19 protein-coding genes and 1 pseudogene are annotated in these 21,219 nt (G+C 40.3%); 14 read left to right on the top strand and 6 right to left on the bottom strand.

Annotation, left to right across the window (positions count from 1 at the left end; translation table 11 throughout):
• Positions 1-53 precede the first annotated feature (53 nt).
• Positions 54-710 (bottom strand): YoaK family protein, encoded by a 657-nt coding sequence (locus AC0L7Q_RS02830; protein WP_409424749.1) that lies wholly within the window; start codon positions 708-710, stop codon positions 54-56.
• A 143-nt stretch (positions 711-853) separates the two neighbouring features.
• Here AC0L7Q_RS02830 and AC0L7Q_RS02835 point away from each other — a divergent pair, with 143 nt between their 5' ends.
• The 4 genes from AC0L7Q_RS02835 to AC0L7Q_RS02850 all read left to right on the top strand — a co-directional run bounded on the left by AC0L7Q_RS02835 (position 854) and on the right by AC0L7Q_RS02850 (position 3,274).
• Entirely contained in the window at positions 854-1,102 is a 249-nt protein-coding gene (locus tag AC0L7Q_RS02835; protein WP_041708743.1) for a TIGR03643 family protein, read from the top strand.
• A 73-nt stretch (positions 1,103-1,175) separates the two neighbouring features.
• A complete protein-coding gene (locus AC0L7Q_RS02840; RefSeq protein WP_409424750.1) occupies positions 1,176-1,559 on the top strand; it encodes a hypothetical protein in 384 nt (127 codons plus the stop codon).
• A gap of 9 nt (positions 1,560-1,568) precedes the next feature.
• Positions 1,569-2,648, top strand: coding sequence for an endonuclease/exonuclease/phosphatase family protein (locus AC0L7Q_RS02845; RefSeq protein ID WP_138605234.1), 1,080 nt, complete (start codon positions 1,569-1,571; stop codon positions 2,646-2,648).
• An 89-nt stretch (positions 2,649-2,737) separates the two neighbouring features.
• Positions 2,738-3,274, top strand: a complete 537-nt coding sequence (locus tag AC0L7Q_RS02850; protein WP_138605233.1) for a DUF924 family protein — start codon at positions 2,738-2,740, stop codon at positions 3,272-3,274.
• 71 nt (positions 3,275-3,345) lie between these two features.
• Here AC0L7Q_RS02850 and AC0L7Q_RS02855 read toward each other — a convergent pair whose 3' ends face one another.
• Positions 3,346-4,722 carry an NAD-dependent succinate-semialdehyde dehydrogenase gene (locus tag AC0L7Q_RS02855; protein ID WP_138605232.1) on the bottom strand — a complete coding sequence of 459 codons (1,377 nt, stop codon included), beginning with the start codon at positions 4,720-4,722 and terminating at the stop codon, positions 3,346-3,348.
• Between the two features lie 201 nt (positions 4,723-4,923).
• Between AC0L7Q_RS02855 and AC0L7Q_RS02860 the strand changes: the two genes are divergently transcribed.
• From AC0L7Q_RS02860 to AC0L7Q_RS02870, 3 genes are all read left to right on the top strand, one after another.
• Positions 4,924-5,958 carry an NAD(P)H-dependent flavin oxidoreductase gene (locus tag AC0L7Q_RS02860; protein ID WP_138605231.1) on the top strand — a complete coding sequence of 345 codons (1,035 nt, stop codon included), beginning with the start codon at positions 4,924-4,926 and terminating at the stop codon, positions 5,956-5,958.
• A gap of 6 nt (positions 5,959-5,964) precedes the next feature.
• A complete protein-coding gene (locus AC0L7Q_RS02865) occupies positions 5,965-6,531 on the top strand; it encodes a Crp/Fnr family transcriptional regulator (RefSeq protein ID WP_198521998.1) in 567 nt (188 codons plus the stop codon).
• A gap of 61 nt (positions 6,532-6,592) precedes the next feature.
• Complete coding sequence (locus AC0L7Q_RS02870) at positions 6,593-7,108, top strand: YgjV family protein (RefSeq protein ID WP_178955157.1); 516 nt, start codon at positions 6,593-6,595, stop codon at positions 7,106-7,108.
• Positions 7,109-7,112: 4 nt separating this feature from the next.
• Here the strand turns inward: AC0L7Q_RS02870 and AC0L7Q_RS02875 are convergent, their stop codons facing one another.
• Entirely contained in the window at positions 7,113-7,631 is a 519-nt protein-coding gene (locus AC0L7Q_RS02875; protein WP_413401315.1) for an NUDIX hydrolase, read from the bottom strand.
• A 226-nt stretch (positions 7,632-7,857) separates the two neighbouring features.
• On the opposite strand from AC0L7Q_RS02875, the gene AC0L7Q_RS02880 reads away from it, so the two are divergent.
• The 5 genes from AC0L7Q_RS02880 to AC0L7Q_RS02900 are packed head-to-tail and all read left to right on the top strand — an operon-like array spanning position 7,858 to position 13,405.
• Positions 7,858-9,198 carry a sigma-54-dependent transcriptional regulator gene (locus AC0L7Q_RS02880; RefSeq protein ID WP_138605225.1) on the top strand — a complete coding sequence of 447 codons (1,341 nt, stop codon included), beginning with the start codon at positions 7,858-7,860 and terminating at the stop codon, positions 9,196-9,198.
• Between the two features lie 39 nt (positions 9,199-9,237).
• Entirely contained in the window at positions 9,238-9,447 is a 210-nt protein-coding gene (locus AC0L7Q_RS02885) for a histidine kinase (protein WP_138605223.1), read from the top strand.
• Positions 9,448-9,470: 23 nt separating this feature from the next.
• A complete protein-coding gene (locus tag AC0L7Q_RS02890; protein ID WP_413401316.1) occupies positions 9,471-10,955 on the top strand; it encodes a sensor histidine kinase in 1,485 nt (494 codons plus the stop codon).
• A gap of 1 nt (position 10,956) precedes the next feature.
• Complete coding sequence (locus AC0L7Q_RS02895) at positions 10,957-11,418, top strand: response regulator (RefSeq protein ID WP_010390893.1); 462 nt, start codon at positions 10,957-10,959, stop codon at positions 11,416-11,418.
• A gap of 25 nt (positions 11,419-11,443) precedes the next feature.
• Positions 11,444-13,405 carry an ATP-binding response regulator gene (locus AC0L7Q_RS02900; RefSeq protein WP_413401317.1) on the top strand — a complete coding sequence of 654 codons (1,962 nt, stop codon included), beginning with the start codon at positions 11,444-11,446 and terminating at the stop codon, positions 13,403-13,405.
• 18 nt (positions 13,406-13,423) lie between these two features.
• Here the strand turns inward: AC0L7Q_RS02900 and AC0L7Q_RS02905 are convergent, their stop codons facing one another.
• Genes AC0L7Q_RS02905 through AC0L7Q_RS02915 form a run of 3 tightly spaced genes read right to left on the bottom strand, consistent with a single transcriptional unit; the run spans position 13,424 to position 17,118 of the window.
• Positions 13,424-14,428: a LacI family DNA-binding transcriptional regulator gene (locus AC0L7Q_RS02905; protein WP_409424758.1), complete on the bottom strand. Its 1,005-nt coding sequence runs from the start codon at positions 14,426-14,428 to the stop codon at positions 13,424-13,426.
• An 11-nt stretch (positions 14,429-14,439) separates the two neighbouring features.
• Positions 14,440-15,768 carry a glycoside-pentoside-hexuronide (GPH):cation symporter gene (locus tag AC0L7Q_RS02910; protein WP_413401318.1) on the bottom strand — a complete coding sequence of 443 codons (1,329 nt, stop codon included), beginning with the start codon at positions 15,766-15,768 and terminating at the stop codon, positions 14,440-14,442.
• A 15-nt stretch (positions 15,769-15,783) separates the two neighbouring features.
• Positions 15,784-17,118, bottom strand: a complete 1,335-nt coding sequence (locus tag AC0L7Q_RS02915; protein WP_409424760.1) for a GH1 family beta-glucosidase — start codon at positions 17,116-17,118, stop codon at positions 15,784-15,786.
• A 252-nt stretch (positions 17,119-17,370) separates the two neighbouring features.
• Here AC0L7Q_RS02915 and AC0L7Q_RS02920 point away from each other — a divergent pair.
• Positions 17,371-18,641: pseudogene (locus AC0L7Q_RS02920) on the top strand (sugar MFS transporter).
• 9 nt (positions 18,642-18,650) lie between these two features.
• A complete protein-coding gene (locus AC0L7Q_RS02925) occupies positions 18,651-21,167 on the top strand; it encodes a glycoside hydrolase family 3 protein (RefSeq protein WP_413401320.1) in 2,517 nt (838 codons plus the stop codon).
• The last annotated feature ends 52 nt before the right edge of the window (positions 21,168-21,219 follow it).

The raw sequence follows: 21,219 nt of genomic DNA on the forward strand, positions 1-21,219 counted from the left end.
TCCTAGCACAATGGCAATTTGATAAGTTCAGGGTAGGGGATTTTGTGAATTGGTTAAAGCACACTCAACCTATAAACCCGATAAGTAATCGATAAAACAATACAAAAAATACCCGGAAAAACTAAAGTAAGCACTGAGTAATGTTTAAATAGTAATACACCTATTATTCCGCCGGCTAAAAACCCGGCAATAATTAATACAAAGACCAAGCATTTTCTATTGTCAAAAGCTTCGCCTTTTAGGGCTTTACCAAACATCAAACCCAGATCGGTAAAAATACCGGTTAAGTGAGTGGTTCGCACAACTGCGCCGCTGTAGTTAGTGGCTAAAGCATTTTGTAAGCCGCAGGCCGCAGAAGCAAGTGTAAGTGCGTAAGGGTAAGAATATTGAAGTAGCTGTGCGCTTAACAGCAGTAAAATACCCTCAATAAATAAGAGCGTATCGTAATGGCGGCCTAGCTTAAGTGAACCGCCTGAAAGCATTAAGCCTGTTAATGCCGAGCCAAATATAAAACTCAGTACAATCGCAATTAAAAATAACGCCGCCTTGATGTTGGTAGTAAGTTCAATAGCTAATGAAGTCACCGACCCTGAAACGTGAGAAATTGCTTGCTGTTCAAACCCTAATAAACCTACTGCGTTTACCATACCGGCAATAAAAGCGAGGGTAAACGCACCATATTCGACCCACTTAGGTAGTTTTGTAAACATCCTTTTAGCTCCGGTTTCAGTGTGTAGATTAATCATACACTTAATTAAAGTTAATAAATGAAAAGAGGTTATATTTTTAACATCACAAGCAAGTGATGATCGCTAAATTTAACTTTTGCGTATTAACCAAATTTGGAATTAATATGTTTAACCAAGAACAGCAATCACGCATTATAGAAATGGCATGGGAAGACAGAACGCCATTTGAAGCTATTGAAAATCTGTATGGGCTAAATTACTCTCAATTAGTTAATTTTATGCGGGAGCATATCTCTAGCGGCTCATTTAAAGTATGGCGTAAGCGCCATGCTGGGCGTAAAACTAAACACCTAAAGTTACGCGACCCCGCGATTATGCGCAGTCATTGTAAAACACAGTACAAGCAACGTTAATTTTTCTCATTTCATGTAATGTTCAGGCTTAGCCGTTAATACTCTTCAGTAATGATCACACTGGAGAATCGCCATGAAATCACTAATCAGTATTTTAGTAATGGTTTTTGCGCTAACGGCAACAAACGCATTTGCTGTACCACACAAAGACAAACATGCAGGCAAGCATGCGAATAAACACGCAAACAGGCATCACTGGAAAAAGCAAAAATATAACCAATACCATAATAAAAAATGGCTTTCTAAGAAACAAGCCAAGCAGTTAATTCGTCAAGGGTGGACTCCACCAGGGTGGCACAGATCTTATCATCAAGGTGATATCCTTGGGCATGACATTTATAAGCGTGCTAGAGTAATAGACCGAGAAAGAGACACTGTACGAGTTGAAGTTGATCGCACTATTATTCACTTAGTGCACGACACTCGTGAAATACTCTCTATTTTACAGCGCTATTAGGATTTATAAATGCTCACCGTATTGGTCATAGTTACTGGCTTGTTGTTGTTAATAACGTTATTACCCCTGTCATACAGTCAGCATTACTTGATACGTAGTTGCGACTTTGTGCGCTTGCAGGTGTGCTACCTAGCAAGCGCTGTAATTATCGTGGCACTAATAGGTATGTGGCAAAGCGACTTTATTACATACTCATTAATAGCGGCTGTTGCTTTAATTATCTGTGCGCTTCAAGCTAAGTGGATTTATCCCTACACTTGGTTTGCTAAAAAAGAAGTATTAACAGCGCCAAAAAGTAGTGATCATAGCATCAGAATTTTATCCGCTAATGTACTGATGTCGAATCGACATAGTGAGCAGTTAATTAACTTAGTCGATAAATATCAGCCCGATTTACTCATCACTTTAGAAAGCGATAGTTGGTGGCAAGATAAATTGTCCGTGCTTAAAAAAAACTACCCTTATCAAGTACAGTGCCCAAAAGATAACCGCTACGGCATGCATGTATTTAGTAAATTTAACATACTCGATGCACAAATTTGTGCACTTATAGAAGATGACATTCCTTCTATTCATATTTTATTTGAAAACCACCAAGGGTTAAAAATGCAGGGGCATTTTATTCATCCCGCGCCACCAAGCCCAACCGAAGAAGATTCATCACGTCCACGCGATAGCGAATTAATAATGGTGGCTAAAGCCCTTAAAGGTTCAACTCGCCCTACGATAGTCGCTGGCGATTTAAATGATGTTGCTTGGTCACGCAGTACTCGTTTATTTATGCAAATTAGTGGATTTTTAGACCCCCGTAAAGGCCGTGGTTTTTTTAATACTTTTCATGCTAATTACTTTTTTATGCGTTGGCCGCTTGATCATTTATTTCACTCAAAAGGCTTTAGTGTAAAACGAATAAAGCGCCTTGCTAAATATGGCTCCGATCATTTTGCCTTATTAACCGAATTGGTATTTGAAGATGCTAATCAGCAATCCCTAGAAACAAAACCAAGCGAGCAAAAGCAGCAAGATATACAAGAGCTGGCAATGAGCAAAGCAGATAAACGCAAAGTACCTATGTTTGAAAAGGGCTAGGTATAGTACAGATATTAGGTTAAAGGTTTTAGACGAAGTTTTTTGTAGCAAACTATTTGGTTTAGCGTTAATTAACAAAGAGATTCATTATGTTTAATAAAATTATCGACTTTTGGTTTACCGAGCTTGAGCCTAAACAGTGGTGGCAAAAAGACGATGGGCTTGATGCACAAATTAAAACTCGTTTTGGTAAATTGCATCATCAAGCAAGTGTAAATGAGTTATTTGATTGGCGTGAAAGCGCGATAGGTAGTCTTGCGGAAATTATTGTGCTTGATCAGTTCTCACGTAATATTTACCGTGAAAAGCCCGCAGCATTTGCCTGTGATGCATTAGCTCTAGCGTTAGCGCAAACCGCTATTGCGAAAGGGTTTGATAAGGAATTGACGGATGAGCAACGCGTATTTTTGTATATGCCTTTTATGCACAGCGAATCAAAGCTAATTCATAAGGAAGCAGTGAAGTTATATAAAGCGTTAGGTATTCAAAATAACTTAGATTTTGAGTATCAGCATAAGGCGATTATCGATAGATTTAATCGTTATCCGCATCGTAATAAGATACTGGGGCGGGATTCTACCAAAGAAGAGCTTGAATTTTTAAAGCAGCCTAACTCAGGTTTTTAAATTTATTAGACAAAAAAACACCACGCTTGCGACAAGCGCGGTGCTTAATTTTACTAACCTGATACCTGATATTAGCTGTGAATCATGATGCTTTTAACATTCACAAATTCGCGAATCCCAAAGCCACCATGCTCTCGGCCATAACCGCTGTCTTTAACACCACCAAATGGTAGGTTTGGTTGTGCCAAACCATAGCCATTAATATTGATCATGCCGGTGTCAAAATACTTTTTGGCCAGTTCAATGGCTTTCTTCTCATCTTTTGAAAATATACCGCCGCCTAGTCCATAGCGCGAATCATTAGCGATACGCATAGCGTCGTCGTTATCTTTGGCTTTAATTAAAGATGCGACAGGACCAAATAGCTCATCGTCATACGCAGGCATACCCGGTTTAAGGTTTTCCAGCACGGTTGGGGGGTAGTAATAACCTGTTTTTTGCGGTATTTCGCCGCCTACAAGTACTTTTGCACCTGCATTGACAGAGTCTTGTACTTGCTGATGAATTTTATCGCGTAAATCTTCGCGTGCCATAGGACCTAGTTCAGTATCTTCATCCATTGGGTCGCCCATTTTTATCGCCTTAAACTGCTGGCTTAGTGCTTCTTTGAAGTCATTGTAGAGTGAATCAACCACCACAAAGCGCTTCGCGGCAACACAGGTTTGGCCGTTATTAATAATACGTCCTTGTAAACATGCTTTAACTGCAAGGGCTAAATCAGCGTCGTCAAGTACCACAAAAGCATCGTTACTACCCAGTTCTAGCACGGTTTTTTTAACATGCTTGGCAGCTTGCTCTGCCACTTTTTTACCTGTGCCATCACTTCCAGTAAAGGTTACGCCACTAATCGCTGAGTGTGAAATAAGGGCGCTGGCAGTTTTACCATCAACCAGTAAGTTGCTAAAGCAGTGTTCAGGAAAGCCTGCTTGTAAAAATAGCGTTTCAATTTTCTCAGCCATACCAAATACATTACCGGCGTGTTTTAATACCGTGGTATTACCCGCCATAATGTTTGCGGCACTGTATCTAATAACCTGATAAAGTGGGAAGTTCCACGGCTGAATACCCAGCAGTACGCCGGTAGGGCGATAGCTTATTATTGCACGACCGCCTTGCATGTCGCGCTCCTCGTCGCTAAGCATATCGGCGCCATGTTCAGCGGTATAACGACAAATGTCAGCACAAAGCTGAACTTCTTGGAAGCCTTGCTCATAGACTTTACCCATTTCTTCGGTCATTAGTTTTGCTAAGGCTTCTTTTTGACTTTCAAATAAAGAGGCTAATTTATTTAGATGTTGTGCGCGCTCGGTAAACGAGGTTAATCGCCATGTTAAGTATGTTTCATGAGATTTTTCGATCACTTGCTCTGCTTGAGCTTGAGAAAGCAGTGTATAGCTATTAATGACTTGCTCTGTTGCGGGATTGATCGTATCAACTGTGTTACTCATTTTACCTCCTAACAAATTATGTAATAGGGTAGGTGCAAAACCAAAGCCAGTTAGTTTCTCGATATTAAAAAAATCATAACTACCTGTTAGTAATAGTTTTTACATTACTTATGACTAAAATCTAGATGTTGTTTGCTTGCTGTTTTTGCTATGGTTCTGTAAATACTGCAAGTTGTTGAAAAAGTTACAGGGAGAGTTCAAATGAAGCCATCATTGTTTAATACCGCTTTACCGATAATTCAGGCACCTATGGCGGGTGTTCAAAACGAGCAGCTTGCTCTTGCTGTAAGTGAGGCTGGAGGGTTAGGCTCTTTGCCTTGCGCTATGTTATCCCCAGCACAATTAGTTGAGCAGCTAGAAATACTTAGCCACAAAACAACAAAGCCGTTTAATCTTAACTTTTTTTGTCATGCAGTTGCTGACTACACATCCGCGCAACAACAGTGCTGGCATGCATTACTTGCCGCTTACTTTACAGAGTATAAAATTGACCCGCAAAGCTTAACTGCAGGGGCTTCTCGTCAACCTATAAATCAATCGATTGTTGATATAATTGCACCTTATAAGCCAGCAGTTGTGAGTTTTCATTTTGGTTTACCTGGGCAAACTATTGTGGCGCAAATAAAAAGCTGGGGCACTAAAGTAATTTCAACGGCTACCACTTTAGATGAAGCTATTTGGCTTAGTGAAAATGGCGCTGATGGGATTATTGCTCAGGGTATAGAAGCTGGTGGCCATCGAGGGCATTTTTTATCTATGGATTTAAGCTTACAACAAACTACTGAGCAGTTAGTTAAGCGTTGTGTTAAGCATATATCACTACCTATTATTGCTGCTGGTGGCATTGCTTCAGCCGATGATGTTCAGCGGTTTAAAGCGTTAGGAGCGAGTGCAGTCCAAGTAGGGAGTGCTTATTTACTGTGCAAGGAGGCAACAACATCAGCTTTGCATCAACAGGCTATTTTAGATCAGCAACAAGATGAGACCACACTGACCACATTGTTCTCTGGTAGAGCCGCTCGGGGTATTCAAAATCGAGTAATCCAAGAGCTAGGTGCTATGCCAAATGGGGTTCCTGCGTTTCCACATGCCAGCAGTGCAATAACAGCCTTAAGAAGTCGAGCTGAAAAAAGTGCTAAAAGTGATTTTTCACCTTTATGGTGTGGTCAAAAATATATTCCTAGGGTGGGTGTATCAGCGGCTGACATTACACATGCTTTAATGAAAAAATGGTAATTTTTAATGTCTGATAATCCACTTTTATCGCTTGGCGACAGTTATGAAGCACTAGTAAACAAGTTTAAAGTGCAATTGGCTGGTAAGTATCCTCAGCAACTAATAGCGCCCAATACCGTATTAGTGCAACAAGGCGATCTGCAAAGTTATGGGTATTTAGTTGTGGACGGAGTTCTAGGCGCTATCCATGACGACATTGACGGCGTGCAAAAGTGTAAAGAATTTTATTTTAAAGATGAATTTGCGTTGTTGTTTGCCAATTGGATGACCTCAACACCTGCGTTTTATCAATTAAAAGTGATTAACGAAGCCAATGTAATTAAAGTACCACTAACACTATTTGAGCAAGCACAGTATCAACTGATTAAGCAGCAGCTTATTGCACAGCAACTTATTTTTAAAGAAGCCAAAGAGGCATTTTTATTACTTAATAGCCCCGAGCAGCGTTACTGCTATTTACTCAAACATAAACCTCATTGGTTGGCGCAGCTAAGCTTAAGCCAAGTGGCAATGTATATAGGCATTTCGGCTATTTCGTTGTCACGAATTCGTAAGCGACTTAACTTAAGTTAAGTGCTGTTTTCATAAAGCACTATACACTCCCCATTTTTAAGCCTTAATACTTTGGAGTGTTATGTTTTTAATTGCCCAATCGTTAGTAGCAGCCGCTACTTTACTCGACTTAGCTTCATTTCAGTTTAAGTCCCGACGAATTATTTTAAGCTGTTTATTTACCTCAGTATTATTAACCTCTGCTCACTTTTTTATATTGGGCTATCACAGTGCTGGCTGCTTAATGTTTATTGCCGCGGTGCGTTATTTTTATTGTATTTACTTTAAGCATACTTGGGCTATGTTTGGGTTTATGGCTGTCAGCTGCTTAGCCGTTTATTTTACTTGGCAAGATTGGTTTAGCGCCTTTGCATTGGTGGCGACATTAATACAAACCATTGCTTCATTTCAAAATCGAGATTTGCACTTAAGGTTATGTATGGTGGTGGGAACCTCTTTTTGGATAACACATAATATTTTCGCCGGCTCGCCAGTGGCAATAATCATGGAAAGCCTATTTTTAAGTAGTAACTTACTGGGACTATACCGCTTTTATGTGGGTAAAAAATCGCTGAGCGAACCGCAAATTCAGCCCTAAACACCTAGGTAAAAAACTGTGCAGCAATAGCTTTTAGCAGGTAAGTTTCGCGAATAATCGATAGCCCTTGCTTGTCACTGTTTGCAAGTGTGCGTTCGTTATGAGCTATCGCCTGGAAAATATCAACCCATTTAGCCTGCATGCCATTTTGTTTTTCGTAGTGTTCAAGCTGTGCTTGGCCTAGTTGCTCATCAATTTGGCAGAGGTAGCAGTATGATTGTATATGAATAATATCAAAGTCATCTTTGTGCCAAGGGCGGTACTCTTCGTAAAGCCCAAACTCGCTACATATTTTTATATTTTGTGCGCCAGTTTCTTCACTTAGTTCTCTGATCAACCCTTGTTCAATGCTTTCATGCGGGTCAATTCCACCGCCAGGTAAGCTAAAGTCGTCATAGCGCTGAGTATACATAAGTAAAATGTGTTGTTGCTTAAATGCAACAGCGCGAGCGGTTGGGCGAGAAAATTGACGACCTTGCTCAATATTGATTGAGGGATGAATGTAGGTTTTTAATAAGCGCATAACAACTCCTGTAATAAAAATAAATTATATCAGTTAGTTATATTAATTGCTTTAATAGAGATTTAATAAGCCGCATAAAATAAGCGCTATTTCAGCGCCTATACAGCTACTTATGATTAAACTATTGAATTAAAAATAAAACAGCCGCACTTTGTACCTTAATTATGTATATCTTTCATTTACTTTAAAGGGCAAGTAGAATAGTGAAAAAGCACAGGGATTATTCATGTTAAATATACTTTTAGTCGATGACGACATCGAATTCAGCGATGTTATTTGCCATATTGTTGAGTTTCTTGGCCACAACATTAATACAGCAACCAGTTTAAAAGAAGCACATCAGTGGTTTGAAAATAATACTTTCGATCACGTGCTGCTCGATTTTATGTTACCTGATGGCAGTGGCTTGCATTTATTAGATCATTTAAAAATGATTGGTCAATCGCCTAAAGTCACCCTTATTTCTGGTCACCCTTCGGTTAAAGGTATTTTAGCTGAGATGTGTGAGCCTAATGTGTCGCATCTATTAAAGCCGCTGCAACGTGAAGATTTAGAATTAGTATTAAACGGCCCGAAAAAAACGGTTAAAAAAGCGAAAAGTGCCGCCATTACACATCATTTTGACACGCTTATTGGCGAGTCTGCGCCCATGCAACAGCTTTATACCATGATAGAGCGCGTAGCTAAAACTAATGCTAACGTTATGCTTATGGGTGAAAGCGGAGCAGGTAAAGAGGTGGTAGCGCAAGCTATTCATAATGCCAGTAAATGCGAAGGTCCACTGGTGGCGAGTAACTGTGGTGCGCTTTCAAAAGAACTTATTGGTAGTGAATTATTTGGTCACGAAAAAGGTGCATTTACCGGTGCTATTGCCCGTAAAGAAGGCGTGTTTGAACAAGCCGATGGCGGAACGTTATTTCTTGATGAAGTCACTGAAATGCCGATTGATATGCAGCCTAATTTATTGCGTGTACTTGAAACTAAAAAAGTAACACGGGTTGGTGGTAATCGTGAGTTACCAGTAAATTGCCGTGTTATTTCAGCGACTAACCGCTCCCTTACCGATTTAGCGCAGAATAATATTTTACGTGAAGATATTTACTTTAGACTCGCTGTTTTTCCAATTGATATACCGCCACTACGAGAGCGAAAAGAAGATATTCCATTACTCTCAAAAGTATTTTTAGAGCAGTTGAACGATGAAAATGGTACAGCGTTTGCCTGGGCTAACGAACAGCTTAAAGAGCTACAAACATACGACTGGCCAGGTAACGTACGTGAACTTCGCCATGCTATTCATCGCGCTTTTATTATGAGCGACCCGCAAACTAGCACAATTACATTACCTGACAACTTAGAGTCACCTTTTTCAAGGGTTAATACTCAATCTGAAGACAAACAGGTATCAGCAGGGCAAACAATTGAAGAAGTTGAAAAAGAACTTATTCATGCCACGCTCGATAAAGTACAAGGTAATAAAACATTAGCAGCACAAATGCTGGGTATTAGTACTAAAACCTTATACAACCGTTTAAATGCTTATGGTGGTATTGGCGAGTATAAATAACCAGCATGCAAATTTAATAACAACAAAACGAGGATTTTGATGGCATCGTCAGAAAAAACAAAACCTTTGAATGAGCTGGTACACGACGCGCGTGCGCCGCTTAATCGTATTTCGATGAATGCTGAGCTAATTAAGCTAGTACTTGAAAACGATATGCCAAAAGATAAAGCACTCGCCGCATTAGATAAAATAATTGCTAATTGCCAAGCGTGCAGTGACAGTTTGCAGCTTATTTCAGAATCGAAGTAACCCTAATTAATTCAGGACGATAAATGATTAAACGCAAACAGCAAGGCAAAGCAAATGTAGTATGGGCATTATTTATTTCCATAGTGCTGTGTATTATTGTGGGTAATGCTTTTTTAGCCATTAACACTATTCAAGGGTTATCGCGTACTCAGCAAAGTTTAGATAACACTAATATTTTAAGCACGGCGATAGAGCAATTGCACCTTTCGGTGGTGCAAGCTGAGTCGGGGCAGCGTGGGTATTTATTAACTCAAACGGATGATTATTTAGTGCCTTACTACGATGCCGTCGCACAAATAAAGTCTCAAACGAACCATGTGAGCGCCTTACATTCTGAAATTGACGGGCAAGCTGAGCGTATTGCACAGCTGTTACTATTGGTTGAAGCTAAAATAGCTGAGCTTAAAATAACGGTTAAATTAGCATTAAACGATAAGGAAAAGCGTGCACTTCTGAGGCTCAATACACATGAAGGGCGTGACCTGTATAGAGAGATCCGTGCATTGGTTAGTGATATTCAAGAGCGTGAGTTGCTCTTTAAAATCAGCCACTTCTCTAAATTAGAACAAATTAAGAAAGAAGCTAAAATCACTTTTGGTATAACAGCAGTTACCAGTGCATTGTTGATTTTGGGTATGTTTTTATTAGCTAGGCTTAATTTAAAAAATGCGGCCGAGTATCGTGCCGAGCTTGAAATGCAAAATGAAACTTTAGCCAGTAAAGTGAGTGAACGTACTCAAGAGCTTACCTTGTATTCTGATGAATTGAGTCGTAGTAACCGAGAGTTAGAAGAGTTTGCTTTTGTTGCCAGTCATGACTTGCAAGAGCCGCTAAGGAAAATTCAAGCATTTAGTGACCGGCTTGAAAGCATGTTTAAAGACGAGTTGGGCGAAAAAGGCGCTGATTATATTGCCCGCATGAAAAATGCAGCGCAAAGAATGTCTAACTTAATTAATGATTTATTAGAGTTCTCTCGAGTAACGACCCGAGGTAAAGATTTTACTGATACCGATTTAAACAGCATTCTGAATGATATAAAAGGTGATTTAGAAATAGCGATTAATGAGTGTAATGCACAGGTTGTTACGGTTGAGATGCCCATTATTCAGGCTGATCCAAGTCAAATGCATCAGCTGTTTTTAAACTTAATTTCAAATGCAGTGAAGTTCAGAGCGCCTAACGTGGACCCAGTTGTTAATGTTGACTTTGAACGGGTATGTGAGTTTAGTGAAGATCATAACAGTGAGATATGCTGGCACGTTATTACCGTAAAAGATAATGGGATCGGCTTCTCTGATGAGTACGCGGATAAAATATTTGTACCATTTCAACGTTTGCATGGCCGTTCAAAATATAAAGGAACGGGTATTGGTTTATCTGTATGTCGTCGAATCGTAGAGCGACATGGCGGCTCTATTGCTGCGATAAGCTCCCTAGGTGAAGGGGCAACTTTCATTATTAAATTACCTGTGAATGCAGAGTTATTCACACTACAAGGAGAGGCATAATATGCCACTAACAAACGTAAAACCGATTACCATTTTGATGGCAGACGATGATGAAGATGATCGTTTATTAACCCAAGATGCGCTTGCTGAAAGTCGCGTTTTAAATGAATTACATTTTGTTGAAGACGGTGTTGAACTCTTGGAGTATTTAGAGCGCAAAGGCAAGTTTGTAGATAAAAGCATCTCGCCAAGACCAGGCTTAATTTTACTTGATTTAAACATGCCGAGAATGGATGGTCGTGAAGCGCTTGAAGCTATTAAGGCAAATCCAAACCTAAAGGGCATTCCAGTGGTAATTTTAACCACATCTAAGCAAGAAGAAGACATGGTTAAAGGTTATAACCTAGGCGCTGCGTCTTACATAACTAAGCCAGTTACGTTTGACGGGTTAGTTGAGTTGATGAAAACGCTGGGTAAATACTGGGTTGAGTTTGTAGAGCTACCTAGCACGTTTAACGATTAAGCATATTATAAAAACAGGAGACGCTATGTTAACAAAGGCAACGAAACTGCTACTGGTTGAAGACGATGAAGATGATTACATTTTAACTCGTGACTATTTAGAGCAGCTCAGTTCCCATGTGTTTGACATAGACTGGATAAGCTCTCCTGAGCATGCGGTAGAAGTGTTGAGTAAAAATCAACATGATATTTGCTTGCTTGATTATCGCTTAGGGGCATCTGATGGCTTGAGTGTTTTAAAACAAGCGCTTAAAAATGGCTTTTGTGGGCCTATTATTATGCTTACAGGGCAATCAAACGATGCCCTCGATTCAGCTGCACTTGATGCCGGAGCGGTTGATTACTTAGTTAAAAACGAAATGAGTGGTAGCCGGTTTGCTCGATCTATTCGCTACGCATTAGCGCGCCGTGATGTAGAAGATGAGCGAGTAGAGCGTTTAAAAGCGGAAGCTGAAAATCGCTCAAAAGATCGCTTTTTAGCACATTTAAGCCATGAATTGCGCACACCACTATCTTCTATTTTAGGTTATACCGAGTTGTTGATGCTTAGTGACTTTAATAAGCAGGCTGAAAACGAGCTTGGTGTTATTTATCGTAATGGTAAGCATTTATTAAGTTTACTGAATGACGTTTTGGATTTATCTAAAATTGCTGTCGATAAACTCGAACTGAGTTTAGGAGAGGTTAACCTTGATAGCCTAATGGCTGACGTATTTACCTTAATGCGAGTATCGGCGCTCGATAAAGGCTTATCACTAAAATTTGAATCACTGGAGCCTTTACCATTAGTCATTCGTGTAGATGCTACTCGAGTTCGACAAATACTTATTAACCTGATCAATAACGCGATTAAATTTACCGAGCAAGGTGAAATTGTGGTTAATGCGTGGACTGATATGGTTGATGAGCGTGAAATGTTATTTTTTAGTATTAAAGACTCAGGTTTAGGCATTGCTCCTGAAAAACAAGCCCTTATCTTTAAGCCTTTTGAGCAAATAGCTGATGTAGAGTCGCGCTCAGTAGGTGGTGCAGGCTTGGGCTTAGCAATTTGTTCTGAACTACTTAGTCGGATGCAGGGGGATATTTCATTAGACTCCCATGTAGGTAAAGGCTCAACGTTTACCATCTCCTTATACCCTGGTGATATCAGGCAGGTAGAGCGCAATTTATTAAAGCTGGATTTAACCCCAAATATGCAGCAAAAAGTAGCCCCCTGCCAAGTGAGCGGCAAAGTATTGGTAGTTGATGATTTGCGCGATTTACGCGTGCTAGTTGGTCATTTAATTGGTTCAGCAGGCGCTGAGGTCGATTATGCTGATAATGGCAAGCAAGCACTCGATAAAGTAAAAAAACGTCTAGCAGACGGGCAAGCTACCTACGATATTATATTTTTAGATATCCACATGCCGGTAATGGGCGGAAAAGAAGCCGCTATTGAGCTAAGAAAGCTAGGGTTTAAAGGTTCTATCATCGCTTTAACCGCAGCCACCATGAAAGGCATTCATAACGAGCTCAAAGCGTTAGGTTTTGACGATATGATTGCTAAACCTGTCGATTCGAACTTACTCTATCAATGTTTAGAGTTAAGGCTTGGACAAAAAGAACAATCAGTTACGCTGGTTCAGCCAACACCTAAACCAGGTAATGATAAAAAGTGCTTTTTATTAGTAGAAGACGATGCCGATGCCGCGCAAATTACCCAGCTATTATTAGAAAGTTTAGATGTAGATACCGATATAGCAACAAGTGTTAAAGACTGTAAAGCAAGGCTTGAGCATAACAGTAATTACGATAAAGTATTGCTTGATATGCACTTGCCAGATGGAACCGGTTTAGAGCTGGCTGGGTTTATTAAGCAGCATTACCCTGATATTAAGCGCGTCATTATTAGTGGTATGGAGCCTGATGCCGTGCATATCAGGCAACTAGAAATAGAGCAAGTATTGCTAAAACCAATAAATTTAGCATTGCTCAATCAGCTTGTTTAACACCCTTTTTGCTTCCCTTTATACTAAAGGTTTAACCACGGATTGGCGTATAACTAACTCGGGTTCAAATACCGTTTGAATAGAGTGTATGTTTTTTTGATACACATGACTAAGCACCCACTGCGCTGCCACTTTTCCCATTTCGTCTATAGGGTAATTTATAGTACTTAATGGGGGGTACACGTGACGGGTAAAAAACACGTTATCGTAGCCAATAATGGAAAGCTGTGAAGGCAGTTTTATACTGTGTTCTCTGGCACTCACCATGGCACCGGTTGCCATTTCGTCATTAGCACACACTAAGGCGGTAAAGGCAGGGTTATTTTTATAAAGTGTAGCAAAGCCTTCGTAACCACTTTCTTCTACAAAGTCACCTTCAAATAAATTGTTTTTATTAAATTCAATGGCGTATTCAGCAAGCGCTTGTTTATGTCCGTTTAAGCGCTCTTGAGCATCTTTTTTCCACAGTGGACCGCTAATATAGGCAATTTCTTTATGGCCTGATTCCAGAATGTATTTAGTGGCTAAATAACCGCCTTTGGTATTATCAAGGATAATACAGCGATCGGCGAGCTCTTCAATATAGCGGTTTAGCAAAACAAACGGAGTTTTGCCTTTGCTTAGTTTTATTAAGTATTCATCACTAATAGCTTCAACATGCAAAATAAGTGCATCGCAATTACGGCTAATTAAAAATTCGATGCCTTGTTGTTCTCGCTCCGCGTCACTGTGTCCTGCGGTAATAATAACGTGTTTACCTTGGTTTCTTAAGGTGTTCTCTATACCGCTCATCATCGGCCCATAAAATGGACCCTTAAGCTCTGAAACTAACAAGCCCGCGCTATTAGAGCAATTAGAAGCCAGTGATTGCGCAATAGAGTTAGGGCGGTAGCCCAGCTCTTCCATGGCTAAGGTGACTTTTTTTCTGGTTGCATCACTTACGTTTGCATTGTTGTTCATTACTCTTGAAACAGTGGCAAGTGACACCCCTGCAAGCTTTGACACTTCATAAATGGTGGCCATACTATTCCTTGCTACAAATTGCTTTTCTGTGTTAAATCGGCAGTGATTTTTTTAATGGTTTTATTGTCTAGGCTGTATTTACTCATTATTAATGCCACAAGTACACTACCAATCGCAGGGTAAAGTGTGAATGAGGTTAAAATACCATTTTTAGTTGCCTCGCTTAATTCCACATTGGCTTGATATTGATAATAAGCAAGTAACCAACCGGCAATCGCTCCGCCTAATGCAAGCCCCAATTTGATAAAAAATACGATGCTTGCGTAAACTAAACCGGTGAGTCGAAGGCCATTTTGCCAGACTCCGTAATCAATAGTATCAGCCATTTTTGCCCATAATAAAGGCGTTGCCATTTGAGTGAAAAAGCACCATAAAAAATACACCAAAAACGCTAGTAAAACGTGTTCATTAGGAATAAAAAAAGCAAGGCAGCTCAATATGGCGGAAATATATTGTAGATAAACATAAGCCACTTTTTTATCAAAGCGTTTACTTAAAGGTTGTGCGCAGGCGCAGCCTAGAATATTACCAATCATACCTAAGGTTACAAATTCGGTGATTAAATCTTCTTTGCCAAGCACATACTTTACATAGTAAATAGCTAATGTCGTGCGCAGCACCATACTGGTCAATAATACCAGAGCCGCCATACACAAGATTTTAAACGGCTGATTTTGCCATAAAACGTGAAGTTGTGTTTTTAAAGATAATTTATGCGGCGGATTAATCACCCGCTCTTTGGTGTAACGAAAACAAATTAGAAACAACACCACACCGAGGCAACTCATAACCAGCATAGTGAGTTGATAGCCAATTTCGTTATTACCATTGCCAAACCATGTTACTAAAGGCAAAGTGCAGCTTGTAACCAGTAAACCACCTAACATGCCAAATACAAACCGGTATGATTGAATAGAGACACGTTCGTTGGGATTGCCACTTAATACGCCGCCAAGTGCCGAATAAGGAATATTAATTGCGGTGTAAACTAACATTAGCAGGGTGTAGGTAACGAATGCGTAAATAATTTTGTTGCCGTCATCTATCGAAGGGGTAGTAAAAGTAATCACGCTTATAACGGCAAAAGGGATGGCAAGCCAAAGAAGGTAGGGTCGGTAGCTCCCGTATTTAGTATGAGTGGCATCAGTGAGCGCGCCCATTATTGGATCAGTTACTGCATCAATAGCTCTGACTATTAAAAAAAGGGTGCCCACAACTGCAGGCGAAATACCAAAAATATCAGTGTAGAAAAAAGTTAAAAACAGCATTACGGTTTGAAAAATAATATTACTGGCCGTGTCACCTAGGCCGTAAGCTATTTTTTCTTTTTTACTCAGCATAAAAGCCACTCGTTATTATTTTTGGCGCTGTTTAAGAAAATCACGATATGCAATTGCGCTTTGTTTTAAGGTGCGTTGTTGAGTTTGGTAGTCAACATAGACTAGCCCAAAGCGCTTTTCATAACCATAGGCCCATTCAAAATTATCCATTAAACTCCATGCAAAGTAGCCTTGCACATTAACACCTTGCTCAACTGCATTATGAGCGGCATTAATATGGCTATGGTAGTAATCGATACGTTGTATGTCATCTACTTTACCGTCTGTTAGTACATCGGCCATCGCTGCACCGTTCTCTGTTATATATACCTTAGGTAAAGTGTAACGATCATTTAGTGAAAGCAGCAATTCACACAACCCTTTTGGATATATTTCCCATCCCATATCGGTGGTGGCAACATTCTCTAAAGGAACTTCGCTAAACCAATGATCTGACGTGTTTTTGTAATGAATACGAGTATAGTAATTAACCCCTAAGAAATCGATCTTTTGGCTAATAATTGCCATATCTCCATCACTAATATGGGGCTTTGCATCATTTGCAAGCTCATTAATCACTTCAGGGTAACAGCCCTCTAGTACTGCCCGTATATACCATTGGTTATGATAGTCATCAGCTAATTTAGCAGCGCGTTCATCAGCAGTGGTAAGCGGATAGGATGGGCTAAAGTTAAGTACTATACCGGCTTCTATCGTGGGGCAATTCTTACGTATCACTTGCATTGCGAGTCCATGGGCAAGCAGTAAGTGGTGCGCTGCTTGGCGTCCTGCTTTTTGACTTTTTATGCCTGGTGCATGTACCCCTATCTCATATCCTAGGTAGGCACTACAAAAAGGTTCGTTTAAGGTCGCATAAGAGTCAACTAAGCCCTCTAGTTGCTGAGTAACTATATGAGTGTAATGAGCAAATTGATACGCGGTATCGCGATTTAGCCAGCCACCCTTGTCTTCTAAATGTTGTGGTAAGTCCCAATGATATAAAGTGACATAGGTTTTAATATTGCGCGCTTTTAAAGCTTGCAGTAGCGATTTATAAAACGCCATACCTTGAATATTTAAGCTGCCATCTTGGTGTAAAACACGTGGCCAAGAAATCGACAGACGATAAGCGTCTACAGCTAAATCAGCAATCATTTGTACGTCTTGTTGCCAATATTCTATGTGTTCGCACGCTTGGTTGCCGTTACTATTATCAGCAATGGTGTTTGGTTTGTTACAAAAAGTATCCCAAATACAGGGGAGGCGGGTATCGTAACTTCCCTCTATTTGAAAAGAGGCCGTGGCAACTCCAAAAATAAACGGCGGCTTTAAGAGGGCTGACGTGCTTGGTAAGGAGATTGTTTTAAACACAATGAGATACGTCCTTAAGCTTGCAAATAATAATGAGCTTTACAGTAGTTAGCTAAGCAATATAAATTGCATAATACAACAATGTAAGCGCTTACAATATTTTTGTAAATAAATTGATAAATTTTCTCTATATGCTATAAATGTAAGCGCTTACATTTGGTGTTGCAACTATTATCTGCATTTTAAATTCTACTAAACGCAATAAAATAGAGGTAACAATCTGATAATTAAAAAATAATTAGAGATTATATTATGGCACATATCACACAGCCACTACCGGCAGCAGAAAACAGCCAAAAACCAGGGTCTACACACACCTTTGCGTTAACATCGCTTACGACCCTGTTTTTTATGTGGGGTTTTCTTACTTGCCTGAACGATATTTTAATTCCGTATTTAAAGGGAATGTTTTCCCTTAATTACACCCAAGCAATGTTGGTGCAATTTTGTTTTTTGGTGCCTACTTTGTTATGTCAATTCCTGCAGGAAAATTAGTCAGTAAAATAGGTTACCAATTTGGTATTGTCGTTGGTTTGATTGTTGCTGCAATAGGTTGTGCACTATTCTACCCAGCTGCAGAGGCGCATGTTTACGAGCTATTTTTACTTGCTTTGTTTGTGCTTGCTTCAGGGATCACTATTTTACAAGTCTCTGCCAACCCTTATGTAAGCGTATTAGGGCCTGCAAAAACAGCGTCTTCGCGCTTAACTATGACTCAAGCTTTTAACTCTTTAGGTACAACTGTTGCGCCATTGTTTGGTAGTTGGTTAATTTTGTCAGAAATTAGTCAAGCTACAGCAGAACAAGTTAAGTTTCCTTATTTAATGCTCAGTGCAAGCTTATTAACATTAGCGATTATTTTTGCTTTTTTAAAGTTACCTAAATTAGGTAAAGCAATTGACAGTGAAGTAGAAAACCAAGGTGACACTGAGTTTGTTGATTTAGGCAGTGTATGGAAATATCGTCACCTTATTTTAGGTGCGATTGGTATTTTTGTTTACGTAGGGGCTGAAGTGGCCATAGGTAGTTTTTTAGTTGGCTTTTTAACCCTTGATCATATTGCAGGCTTACCAGAGCAACAAGCAGCACATTACATTAGCTATTATTTTGCAGGTGCAATGATAGGACGCTTTGCTGGCGCCGCGATTATGCAAAAATTAAACGCAGCCAAGGTATTAGCTTGTCACGGTATTTTAGCAGGCTTACTTGTGTTAATTGCTATGACGGGTCAAGGGTCACTGGCTATGTGGGCTATTTTATTAGTTGGATTATGTAACTCTATTATGTTTCCTACTATTTTTAGTTTAGCACTGCAGGGGCTTGGTAAATACACCTCGCAGGGTTCGGGTATTTTATGTTTAGCGATTGTTGGCGGTGCCATTATTCCGTTATTACAAGGTATGCTAGCTGATAACATCGGTGTGCAATTAGCTCTTATTCTGCCCATTGGCTGCTATTTATATATTACTTATTTCGCGCTGTTTGGTACAAAAAAACAACGTCAACTCCTCTTTGAGTTTTAGGTGAATACTATGATTATTAAACGCACTTTTTCAATTACTGCGCTGATGCTAGCAGCAATAACCAGCAGCGGTTGTTCGCAACCCTCTGATGGTGTCAGTGATACAACAAGCAAAAAAGAAATTTGGCCAACAATCGAAACGGGTATTAAAAGCGACGCTCAAATGGAGCAAAAAATCGCTGATATGCTAAAGAGTATGACGCTAGAGCAAAAAATAGCGCAAATGATCCAACCTGAAATCCGTAATATCACGGTTGAAGATATGCGTAAGTATGGTTTTGGTTCTTACTTAAATGGCGGTGGTTCGTTTCCAAACAATAATAAGCATGCAACCCCTGAAGATTGGGTTGATTTAGCAGAAAAGATGTATCAAGCATCGATTGATGACTCCCTTGATGGCAGCACAATCCCTACAATGTGGGGCACTGATGCGGTACATGGACACAATAATGTTATTGGCGCGACCTTATTTCCGCATAATATTGGTTTAGGTGCTGCAAACAACCCTGCACTTATTGAAAAAATAGCCGCCGCTACTGCGCGAGAAGTAATGGTTACCGGTATAGATTGGGTATTTGCACCTACTGTTGCGGTGGTGCGTGATGACCGCTGGGGCCGTACTTACGAAGGGTACTCTGAGGACCCTGAAATAGTGAAAGCGTATTCCGCCTCTATTGTTAAAGGGTTGCAAGGCGCTGTTGATGGCGATTTTTTATCAGACACGCGAGTAGTGAGTACCGTTAAGCACTTCTTAGGCGATGGTGGTACTGTTAATGGCGACGATCAAGGTAATAACATCGCCTCTGAAGAAGAGTTATTTGCGCTTCATGCTCAAGGCTATGTAGGTGGTTTGAGTGCAGGTGCGCAAACCGTTATGGCTTCGTTTAACAGCTGGCACGGCGATAAGATTCACGGTAACAAATACTTATTAACCGATGTACTAAAAGAAAAAATGGGTTTTGATGGCTTTGTTGTTGGCGATTGGAATGGTCATGGACAAGTTAAAGGCTGTTCAAATAGTAACTGTGCTCAAGCTGCTAATGCAGGCTTAGACGTGTACATGGCGCCTGATGAGTGGAAACCACTATTTAGCAACTTGGTTAACCAAGTTAACAGCGGTGAGATCCCACTCAGTAGAATTAACGATGCGGTAACGCGCATCTTACGCGTTAAAATGCGTGCGGGGTTATTCGATAAACCAAGCCCTGCGAAGCGTCCTCTTTCTGGTAAAACTGAAATTATTGGTAGTCACGATCACCGTGCTGTGGCCAAACAAGCAGTACGTGAATCTTTAGTATTACTTAAAAATAAGCAGCAGTTACTGCCATTATCGCCCAAGGCAAACGTATTAGTCGCAGGCATAGGGGCTGATAACATCGGCATGCAGTCGGGTGGCTGGAGTGTTACGTGGCAAGGTACAGGTAATACCAACAGTGACTTCCCTGGTGGCAGCTCTATTTATGCAGGTATTAAAGATACTGTAGAGCAAGCTGGTGGTAACGTTGCACTGAGTGTTGAAGGTGAATACAAAGCACGCCCAGATGTAGCCATTGTTGTATTTGGCGAGCAGCCATATGCAGAGGGTAATGGTGATGTTGATAACCTAGAATATCAGCGCGGTAATAAAAGCGACTTAGCGTTACTGCGAAAGTTTAAAGATGCGGGAATTCCTGTTGTATCATTATTTATTAGCGGTCGCCCAATGTGGGTTAATGCTGAGCTAAATGCCAGTGATGCGTTTGTTGCTATTTGGCTTCCAGGCAGTGAAGGTGATGCAATTAGTGATGTATTGTTTAAAAATGCAGACGGTTCAATTAACCACGACTTTAAAGGAAAGTTATCGTTTTCATGGCCGAATAACCCAATCGACAATGAAAACCGCAACGATGAAGGTTACAGCCCATTACTCCCTTATGGTTTTGGCTTAACCTACGGTGATAGCAACGTACTTAAAGATGACTTGGTAGAGCAAACTCAACAGACTGAACAATTGGATGACTTAGTGTTGTTTGAACGTGCTATAAAAGCACCATGGTCGTTGGTTTTAAAAAGTGGCGAGCAGCAAAAAACGGTGGCAAGTAGCCGCGAGTCATTAGGTGCTGTGAGCATCCAAACATTTGACAAAGAAGTGCAAGAAGATGCACGCGCCATTCGTTTTAATGGTCAAGCGTTGGCTGGGGTTAATTTAGCCGCGGCATTCCCATCTGACTTACGCTCATACGTTGAAAGTAATGGCCAGCTGCAAATGCAAATTAAAGTAGGCAAAGCGGCATCAAGCCCGCTGTGGATTAGTATGGGCTGTGGCGAAAGTTGCCAGGGTAAGTTTGATATTACTGATAACCTTGAGCAATCAGGTCAATGGCAAACATTAAACATCAACTTAAGTTGTTTTGCAGAGCAGGGCGTTGATTTAGCACAAGTGTTCACCCCTTGGCAGTTAAGCACGCAAGGTGATTGGCATGTATCTATTGCTAAGCTGGCTATTACAGCAAATGCTGCCGAGCAAAGTAGTGTTACTTGTAAGTAGTCAATAACCTATTAATAAGCAGGTACTGAGATTACCTGCTTTTTATTTTAAA

Source organism: Pseudoalteromonas sp. KJ63-1 (genome assembly GCF_055808145.1).

Coding starts and splice junctions, on each gene's coding strand:
- AC0L7Q_RS02895 (WP_010390893.1), top strand. CDS start 10,957: ATGCCACTAACAAACGTAAAACCGATTACCATTTTGATGGCAGACGAT.
- AC0L7Q_RS02925 (WP_413401320.1), top strand. CDS start 18,651: ATGATTATTAAACGCACTTTTTCAATTACTGCGCTGATGCTAGCAGCA.
- AC0L7Q_RS02900 (WP_413401317.1), top strand. CDS start 11,444: ATGTTAACAAAGGCAACGAAACTGCTACTGGTTGAAGACGATGAAGAT.
- AC0L7Q_RS02850 (WP_138605233.1), top strand. CDS start 2,738: ATGTTTAATAAAATTATCGACTTTTGGTTTACCGAGCTTGAGCCTAAA.
- AC0L7Q_RS02855 (WP_138605232.1), bottom strand. CDS start 4,722: ATGAGTAACACAGTTGATACGATCAATCCCGCAACAGAGCAAGTCATT.
- AC0L7Q_RS02835 (WP_041708743.1), top strand. CDS start 854: ATGTTTAACCAAGAACAGCAATCACGCATTATAGAAATGGCATGGGAA.
- AC0L7Q_RS02875 (WP_413401315.1), bottom strand. CDS start 7,631: ATGCGCTTATTAAAAACCTACATTCATCCCTCAATCAATATTGAGCAA.
- AC0L7Q_RS02880 (WP_138605225.1), top strand. CDS start 7,858: ATGTTAAATATACTTTTAGTCGATGACGACATCGAATTCAGCGATGTT.
- AC0L7Q_RS02910 (WP_413401318.1), bottom strand. CDS start 15,768: ATGCTGAGTAAAAAAGAAAAAATAGCTTACGGCCTAGGTGACACGGCC.
- AC0L7Q_RS02905 (WP_409424758.1), bottom strand. CDS start 14,428: ATGGCCACCATTTATGAAGTGTCAAAGCTTGCAGGGGTGTCACTTGCC.
- AC0L7Q_RS02830 (WP_409424749.1), bottom strand. CDS start 710: ATGTTTACAAAACTACCTAAGTGGGTCGAATATGGTGCGTTTACCCTC.
- AC0L7Q_RS02870 (WP_178955157.1), top strand. CDS start 6,593: ATGTTTTTAATTGCCCAATCGTTAGTAGCAGCCGCTACTTTACTCGAC.
- AC0L7Q_RS02845 (WP_138605234.1), top strand. CDS start 1,569: ATGCTCACCGTATTGGTCATAGTTACTGGCTTGTTGTTGTTAATAACG.
- AC0L7Q_RS02885 (WP_138605223.1), top strand. CDS start 9,238: ATGGCATCGTCAGAAAAAACAAAACCTTTGAATGAGCTGGTACACGAC.
- AC0L7Q_RS02840 (WP_409424750.1), top strand. CDS start 1,176: ATGAAATCACTAATCAGTATTTTAGTAATGGTTTTTGCGCTAACGGCA.
- AC0L7Q_RS02890 (WP_413401316.1), top strand. CDS start 9,471: ATGATTAAACGCAAACAGCAAGGCAAAGCAAATGTAGTATGGGCATTA.
- AC0L7Q_RS02860 (WP_138605231.1), top strand. CDS start 4,924: ATGAAGCCATCATTGTTTAATACCGCTTTACCGATAATTCAGGCACCT.
- AC0L7Q_RS02865 (WP_198521998.1), top strand. CDS start 5,965: ATGTCTGATAATCCACTTTTATCGCTTGGCGACAGTTATGAAGCACTA.